The 8,519-nt window shown below is 42.1% G+C and carries 7 protein-coding genes; 1 reads left to right on the top strand and 6 read right to left on the bottom strand.

Translation table 11 applies throughout. The features are described from left to right. The 6 genes from A9957_RS07670 to A9957_RS07695 all read right to left on the bottom strand — a co-directional run. A partial coding sequence (locus A9957_RS07670) for a BatA and WFA domain-containing protein (protein WP_292343768.1) occupies window positions 1-1,866 on the bottom strand: 1,866 nt, incomplete at its 3' end. Beyond that, on the bottom strand, window positions 1,860-2,744 hold the full coding sequence (locus A9957_RS07675) for a DUF58 domain-containing protein (protein ID WP_096711381.1): 885 nt from the start codon (window positions 2,742-2,744) through the stop codon (window positions 1,860-1,862). The genes A9957_RS07675 and A9957_RS07670, both read right to left, overlap by 7 nt. Window positions 2,745-2,775: 31 nt before the next feature. Beyond that, entirely contained in the window at window positions 2,776-3,744 is a 969-nt protein-coding gene (locus A9957_RS07680) for a MoxR family ATPase (protein WP_096711380.1), read from the bottom strand. 18 nt (window positions 3,745-3,762) lie between these two features. Further along, the gene (locus tag A9957_RS07685; RefSeq protein WP_096711379.1) at window positions 3,763-4,659 is read right to left on the bottom strand and encodes a hypothetical protein; all 897 of its coding nucleotides are present in this window, start codon (window positions 4,657-4,659) and stop codon (window positions 3,763-3,765) included. A gap of 6 nt (window positions 4,660-4,665) precedes the next feature. After that, on the bottom strand, window positions 4,666-5,502 hold the full coding sequence (gene pheA, locus A9957_RS07690; protein WP_096711378.1) for a prephenate dehydratase: 837 nt from the start codon (window positions 5,500-5,502) through the stop codon (window positions 4,666-4,668). Window positions 5,503-5,584: 82 nt separating this feature from the next. Next, window positions 5,585-7,024: a sulfatase-like hydrolase/transferase gene (locus A9957_RS07695; RefSeq protein ID WP_096711377.1), complete on the bottom strand. Its 1,440-nt coding sequence runs from the start codon at window positions 7,022-7,024 to the stop codon at window positions 5,585-5,587. A gap of 494 nt (window positions 7,025-7,518) precedes the next feature. Here A9957_RS07695 and mtaA point away from each other — a divergent pair. Continuing rightward, the coding region (gene mtaA / locus A9957_RS07700; RefSeq protein WP_292343770.1) for a methylcobamide:CoM methyltransferase MtaA at window positions 7,519-8,519 on the top strand (1,001 nt) is incomplete at its 3' end.

The following is an 8,519-nucleotide window of genomic DNA, read 5'->3' on the forward strand; positions in this document are numbered from 1 at the left end:
GTTGCGTATAATAAGGATTTCAAGTATTGCCAGTAGGATAGCCAGTATAATCAGGTAATTGTCCAGATAGTTCTTTGCCTCATAACTATCCTGGCGGACGATATCTGGACTGTCCCTGTTCTGGTCTGAAACACGTTCCATTACCTCTGATCCTTGCCTGGTAGTATCCGATTCACGGTCACTGTACAGGTTGACCGCCACGGTGCGTCCTCCGATATTATATGTCCCGACCTGTTCGAACAATACCTTCTGGGTGGTTATTGTACCGGTAGGTGTCTGTACTGTCATTTCCCGGGCAAGGGATGTGACATCTCCGGTTTCCAGGTTATAATCACTTATATCCCCACTGCCACCGAGCCAGGCTGTAAGCCGTGCCCAGAGCACCGGGTATTCAGGCAGGTTGTGGAAATTGTTCCACGGCTCACCCAATTCATCATTGAAGCCGAAATATACCAGTGTCCCGTCTCCCACAGACCAGTGGGCAAGTAAAGGGTCTCCCTGCTCGGTTGCAACCAGAACGGTTGCATCATTGCGCGGTGTGGCATTGAGATATTTATACATGGCAATCTCGTTGAATTTGACATCATCGGTAAGACTTGAGGACTGGACAACTTCCAGATCGATACCCAGGATATTCTGTGTTTCAGCCACATCACCGGGTATAACCGGGAGCATGCTCTGGAACTGGTCTGTGGCATTGCCGCCTGCAAGCATCTGGCTGGCTATAAACACTACCCGGCCGCCATTGTTCAGGAAACTGTCAAGCCTTTCTACCTCGTTGGATGCAAGGGAGCGGTTTTTCAGCCCGATGACCATTATCCGGTAATCATCGGTGAAAGAAGGAATGCCCTCGGCCGTAGAAATATCCACAAACGCCAGTGTAGAAAGAGCAATTTTTGATGGTAACTTCCCTTCATCCGAAACAAACAAAGTTTTCGTATCCGATTGGGTTGGAATTACAACATATGCATTATTGTCTGCAGGCAAATTATCCTCATCTGCGATTGATATTGATGTAACCCCCGAAGAAAGGGGATTCACACGAAACTGGGCTGTATCCGAGGGTCCCACATTAAGAGAGCGCTTTACTGAACCAGCCGGGTTTTCAATTTCTACATCAACCCTTTCGGTAAAGTCATTATAATTCTTGACAACACAGGTATACACGTAATTACCATCTTCGATGCCTATCCAACCATCTATGATTCCCACATTACCCACTGCTGAGCCTACATCAACAAAAGCAGTGTCAATCCCATAGGACTGGGCAAGCTGTTTTGTAGATACCGGATCTTCTCCCTCCCAGCTGGCAAAATCGGACAGCACAACCATTGTACCGCCTCTCTGCGAAAGGAGTCTCATACCTTCGGACATTGCCCCAGAAATATCAGCTATCGTGTCGCTGGGCTCGATATTTTCAAGCGCATCGGATGCTTGCGATGAATCAGTGTTCTCAACAACAATTTCCGGACTGCTTTTGGCCAGTATTATACTGTTCTTCTTGCTGAGATATCCTTCAGCCAGGCGTGTTGCATCATCAAACCGATTGCCTGCCTGCATACTTGCGGAGGCGTCAATGACAATTACAGTATGTTCATCACTCAGCTCTTCCTGTGAAGTGTAAAATGGCGCTGCTGCAGCTGTGGAAAGCAGTATGAGTACAAGTAACTGGATAAGAAACAGTGGGTCCTTCAGAAATTTCCTGATCGATGAAAAACGTTTTTTCTGCTTTTCCACCTGCATTAAGAACATCAGGGAAGGTATACTGAGCTGGACAGGTTTGGGCCTGAGAAGATAAATTATTATTAAGGGGATCACACTTGCAAGAGCGGCAAGGGCCATTGTATTATCAAAGGGTATTACCATCGCCTCCTGCTGCTCAGTGTTTCAAGGAAAGCCTCAAAGATTGGTTTATCGTTTGAAAACTGGTAAAAATCCGCACCTACATGATCACAGGCTTGCTGTATCCTGTAGACATGCTCATTGAGCAATTCCTGATAATTCTTCTGGAAATTCTTGCTGACATAGGTTTGCAATTCTTCACCACTTTCCATATCAGTCAATTTTGCCAGACCATCAATTTGTAGGTCCTTTTCAGTTTTATCCATTACCTGTATTACAATAAGTTCATGGATTGAAAGCCTGTATATAGCGGATTCAATGGATTTTGGATCATCCAGAAAGTCAGAAATTATTATTGCAAGGGAACGCGAACGTATCGCTTTTTCATACTGTTTCACGCATTCCTCTATGGAGGTCTCGCCACCGGTTTCTGCTTCTGCCAGCCTGTCGATAGCTCTGAGCAGGTATTTCCTGCCACGTTTTGGCTGACTGAAGCTAACATTGGTGGCAAATGTGGAAATTGCGAATTTGTCATTATCTTTTGTTACAAGATAAGCAAACCCGATAGCAAGCATCGCCCCATATTCGAATTTGGTAGGCCCGTCTGATGAATATTCCATGCTGTTACTTGCATCCAGCAGGATATGGTTTGTCAGGGATTTACTTTCCTCAAATTCCCTTACATAGAGTTTTTCGGTACGTGCATAGGCATTCCAGTCAATAGTCCTTGGTTCATCACCCCAGTGATACTCCCTGTATCCTCTGGTATCCAGTCCCTTTCCGCTGTGAATTGAGCGACGGCTACCGGCGTACACACTGGATACGCGCTTGCGTACCATAAAGGAAAACCTGTCAAGTTCCTTCAGGAAACTAACATCAATGCTATGTCTTTTTTCAGTCATTGAAGAGGCCCTTTGTTATTTTTGGGAAAGTTCATTCAGTTCTTTTGATGATCTCATCAATAACTTTGTCCGGAGTAATACCTCTGCGCTCGGATTCGAATGTCAGCATTATACGATGCCTGAGTATTGGATAAGCCATTGTATCCACATCTTCCTTGCTTACATAATTACGCCCGTGAATAAGTGCGCGGCCCTTGGCTGCAAGTATCAATCCTATAGAGGCACGTGGGGAAGCACCGTATTCGAGGTGTTCTTTCCAATTACGTGTTGTCATGACGACTTTGATAGCATAGGCCTTTATGTCCTCAGCAATCGGTACTTCCCGGGTCAGGCGTTGCAGTTCCAGCACCGAACTTTTCTTGAGAACCCGGTTTACTTCAGGTATGTCCACCATGGTGTAACGGCGCACGATTTCCTTTTCCTCATCAAAAGAGGGGTAATCCAGCAGGATCTTGAGCAAGAACCTGTCCAGCTGGGCTTCGGGTAGAGGGAATGTACCTTCCATTTCTATGGGATTCTGGGTTGCCAGAAGAAGGAAGGGTTTGTCCAGGATAAATGTATCATTCCCAACAGTCACCTGTTTTTCCTGCATTGCTTCAAGCAGAGCTGACTGGGTTTTAGGGGATGCCCTGTTTACTTCGTCCGCAAGCACGATATTGGCAAAAACAGGTCCGGCTTCGAATTTAAATTCCTTGTGCCCGCCGCTTTCCTCTATAATATGAGTACCTGTAATATCTGCAGGCATCAGATCCGGAGTACACTGGATTCTACTGAATGTCAGATCCATAACCTTTGCAATTGTGGATATTGTAAGGGTTTTTCCCAGACCTGGATTACTTTCCACAAGTGTATGCCCATTACACAGGATAGACACAATAATCTGTTCCACTGTTTCTTTCTGTCCTACAATTACCTTTGAAATCTCATTGAAAAGATTGGTAAAAATATCACTGGTATTACGGTAGATATCCGTTTCACCTGATTGAGAACTTTTGTCCATATAATTACTCCTGCTACATTATCTGGTTAATTCTTCAAAATATGATTTTATGATTGGCTCATACCCTTCCGGAAATTCTTCACGATAAGCCGGAGCAGTCATCTGTCCGACTTCGTATGAAGAAGAGGGTTTGAATTTCGGTTGGTTTTCATCTTCCTGTCCGGTAGGTGTAAAGCCGGATTCCGATCCTGGTGGAATACTCAGGTCCACTTCTTCACCTTCCACCACGACTACCACAGGTTCACCTGTAATATTTTCCTTTCCCGCCTCATCTCCTTCTCCATCAGAAGGGAAATAATCTTCAGGGGTATTATCATTACCGGGAATCCCGGGGATGTTGTCGATTACTTCTTTCATTCCTTCGGGAGTTATGTCTGTGCGAAAATCCGAATATATAACTATACCCAGGGCCGAGATAGTGAAAATCAAAAGGATAAATACGACCTTGAGTTTTTTCCTGTCAAGAAAAGCAGATGAATGAATTTCCTTTGTACCTTCCAGTACTGAATAAATCAAATCATTGATTATAACATTGTTCAGATTGCGGTTATCGTAGGCTGTCCTGAGCCTTTCTTTCAGGATCGGATATTTCTCTTCTGCCAGTAAGATAACTGAAGTGTTTTTTTCTCTTCTATAGAGCAGCAAAGTTATTATTAGGGAAATTCCAATTGAAATAAGAAGAAGTGCAATAGTTGAAAATGAAATTGTCAATGAAGCAACATCATAACTTTTATCGGCATATAATTCCAGTGCTCTTACCAGTCCAAATGCGTTTTCCATATTTATCAAAAGCAGGATAGTATAAATGGCAAGGGTCAGGATGACAAATTCTGCCAGTTTAAACAACCGCCGGTATTTGCGAACAGCATTTTCCTGCCGATGAATGAATTGTTCAAGATCCTCTGCCCCGGTCATTGAATTTCACTCTTCCATGTAACTCTGGTAGGAACCCAGATTCTTTAACATATAAACGTTTTGATTCAAGCTATCAAGTGCTTCTTTTACATTGGGATCTTTTGTACTGCCGTTCATATCGATGTAGAACACATAATCTCCCAGGGACATTTTGGAAGGGCGTGATTCAATCCTTGTCAGGTTGATCCCTCTTGTAGCAAGTTCCCCCAGCATCTCATAGAGAGCACCCGGGTGGTCCCTGTCAAGATAGACAATAATTGAAGTTTTACAGTCATGTGTACAGGTTTGAATTCGCTTGTCTTGCTTTCTGGCAATTACTACAAACCGGGTGAGATCAGGTTTCCAATCCTGTATATCTTCTGCAAGAATGTCAAGCCCGAAACTTTCAGACGCTTTTCTGGAAGCAATGGCAGCCATTTCCGAAAACTCCGTTGCAAGTTTGGCAGCATGTGAAGTACTACCTGTAGTCCTGATTTCCACATCCGTATAATTCTTCCGGATGAAATGGCGACATTGTGCCAGTGCCTGAGGATGGGACAGAATTATTCTTATATCCTCTTTCTTCCCCTTTGAAAGCAGGCAGTGATGGATATGAACCACAACTTCCCCAATGATTGAAAATTCATGCTCCAGCAGCAGGTCAAGAGTAACACCGACAGATCCCTCTATAGAATTTTCTATTGGGACAACACCATAGTCTATGGAATTATCCTGAAGGGTCTCAAATACTTCTGAAATATCCTTCAGATATGAAATATCCGGATTAGTTCCAAGATGTGCTTTCCATATATTTGCAGCTTTTTCGGAATATGAACTTTCAGGCCCCAAAATGCCGATTTTCATTGACTTTTATAGAGTACTGATATTTAAAATAATTTGTGATAAACTAGCATATAGATAGATGTCTCCAAATCCCTTAAAACTATCAATTGCGCATTATCCTGAAAATCATTGTCAGACCTGTGAGATTAATAACTCCTATCAAAATCCCTCCCACAAGGTGCATGTTGTTTTCCGGAGAAGTAGTAGAGTCCTGATTTTCATCTTTTTCCTTTATTTCAATTACCCTATCGTTCTCGATAGATAGTGTATCCTTGTACGTCTCACCACTGCTATCAATTACTGTTTCCAGGGTGTATTGTTTATTTTTCTCCAGACCGGTTATGTAGTACATGGAATCATTGCTTCCAGAACAAACTTCTTTACCACTACTGCTAAGTTTCATGCTGGTAATTCCCGGTGACACGACTTTTAGCACTGCATATTCTTTCAGGTTTTTTTCCTTTCCCTCGCAAAAAGCAGGCCTATCCGCAATGCCAAGCGTACTCAACAGAATTGGTGCTACATCTTCCTGGCCAATCGTTTCCTGAATTCGTTGTTGTTTAATGTTGGGGGACAAAATTATCAATGGCACATTGCGAACCTCATTTGCAGAGGCATATTTCTCTGATTTTGCCCCACCTCTTGATTCAGCATCAGGAAATGCCATACCATGGTCAGACGTGATAACCAGTGCCAGATTGTTTTCCTGACATGTTTCATAAAGGGGCACGATCAGGGAATCAAGGTTTTCAATACACTGGCTATAACCTTCATAGCCCCTGTAGAGTCCTGCTGTGTCAAGTGCGGCAATATTGACGGTTATGAAGTATTTTCTATCCCTGCCTTCCTTTTCAAGGATATTGATAGAATCCATTGCAGCATCCAGGGCTAATTTATTGTAGGTATAATATCTCTGGATTGTGCCGGAAGGCGTATTTTCCACCCTGGATAGTGCCCGGGACGCGTGTGTCTCAAACTCTGTTGTAAGAAGTGGAAGGGGATGATCTATATCCTTATTTTCGGATGTCGAAATCTGCATTACAGGTTCATTTATGGAATTGGTTGTGTCATGGAGAACAAGGTCATTTTCTGCAACTACTTCTTCGGAGTCCCCTCTCTCCAGTACCCCAACTGTCAGGTATCCATGTTTCTTTACAACGTCATAAATACTGGCATTATCATAACCTACCATTGTGTCATCTGCATCCCTGTTACCTGTCATGATAACATTGTGTCCGCTATTACCTTTCAGTTTAGGGACATAAACAGAATCGAAAATCGCAGCCTGATTATATATTTTTGGAAGATTTGACAAAACGGGTTTTTTGAGAATGGAACCATCGATTGCTTTTACATCCAACTCAGGATTTATGTATCCGTTGCCAAGACCATCAACTATCAGTACCACTACACCATCAGGATTATTTGTATCTCCTGCTTCAATAAATGTTGCACATCCGGCCGGATTTATTGTTATGCATAAAAATAATAGGAGGAGAAGTATTTTCCCAACCTGCCAGATTTGCCTTCTGGAATATATCATCAAGAACAAAAATATTGTTTCATATTAGTATTTTATGCTATGATGTTTTATTTTTATGTTGATTGTTGCTTTCGAGTTTACTGATATATAAAGATATTCCTCTTCTTTGAAAGAGATTGAACTTTAATATTTCGTTTGATAAATAATCGGTACCAATAAGCATTTTATATTTATCAATTACATGATGTCGATTTGTAATTACAATTATTTTTATATATTAGTTTATAAGACGTTGATTTTAACTATAATATATAAGTATTTTTACTACATTTTATCTATTAGTACCTAATATACAGACAATAGTATTGAAAAATAAGTAGCAAAAAACATGTTTATTGATAATATAAATTCTTCATCTATGAATTGATATTTGCAAAACCTATATATGTAACATATAAGAGATAAAAACCTTTATATATAATAAAATTGCAAAATTAATTGATCATAAGGTGCCTTAGATAAGGCACATACTCATAGATTGGAGTGTTGAAAGTATGTCAGAACTGACTCAAAAAAACAGATTAACAAATGCTTTAAAGGGCGAGTCTGTAGACAAAGCCCCGGTTGCCTCTGTTACACAGACTGCAACAGTAGAGCTCATGGAAATGACCGGTGCATCCTGGCCCGAAGCTCATTCAGATGCTTCCAAAATGGCAAAACTGGCATTGGCATCCCATACTGAAGCCGGTTTGGAAGCTGTAAGATATCCATTTTGCCTAACAGTCCTGGCCGAGGCCATGGGTTGTGAAGTGAACATGGGTACCCAAAACAGGCAACCCTCAATAACAGAACATCCTTATAAAAAAGGAGTTGACGATCTCAAAATGCCTGATAACCTGGCTGAACTGGGCAGGATTCCGGCAGTCGTTGAAGCTACGGACATCGTGAGGGGTAGTGTAGGCGAAGATGTGCCGATTATAGCCGGAATGGAAGGACCGGTTACTTTGGCCTCAGATCTTGCCAGTGTCAAGAAATTCATGAAATGGTCTATCAAGAAGCCTGATGACTTTAAGGCCATCCTTGATTTTGCCACTGATGCATGTATCGAATATGCCAATATCCTTCTTGATAGTGGAGTAGATATGATATGTGTGGCAGACCCGGTGGCTTCTCCTGACCTTATGAATCCAACCACATTCAATGATACACTAAAACCCTGTCTTGCAAAATTTGCAGAAGCTGTTGATTGTGTAAAAATATTGCATGTATGTGGAAATGTAACACCAATCCTTGATATGATGGCAGATTGTAAATTTGAAGGCTTGAGTATCGAGGAAAAGGTAAAGGATGTAAAGGGAGCCAAAAAAACAGTTGAAGGACGCGCTACACTTGTTGGTAATGTATCCAGTCCTTTTACAATACTCAGTGGAACTCCTGAAAAGGTAAAAGAAGAGGTTAAAAAAGCCCTGGATGACGGAATCTCTGTAGTTGCCCCTGGCTGTGGTATTGCTCCAAATTCCCCTCTTGAGAACGTAAAGGCACTGGTTGAAGGAAG

It is taken from the genome of Methanohalophilus sp. DAL1, from assembly GCF_001683555.1.
In the GTDB taxonomy this organism is placed as follows: domain Archaea; phylum Halobacteriota; class Methanosarcinia; order Methanosarcinales; family Methanosarcinaceae; genus Methanohalophilus; species Methanohalophilus euhalobius.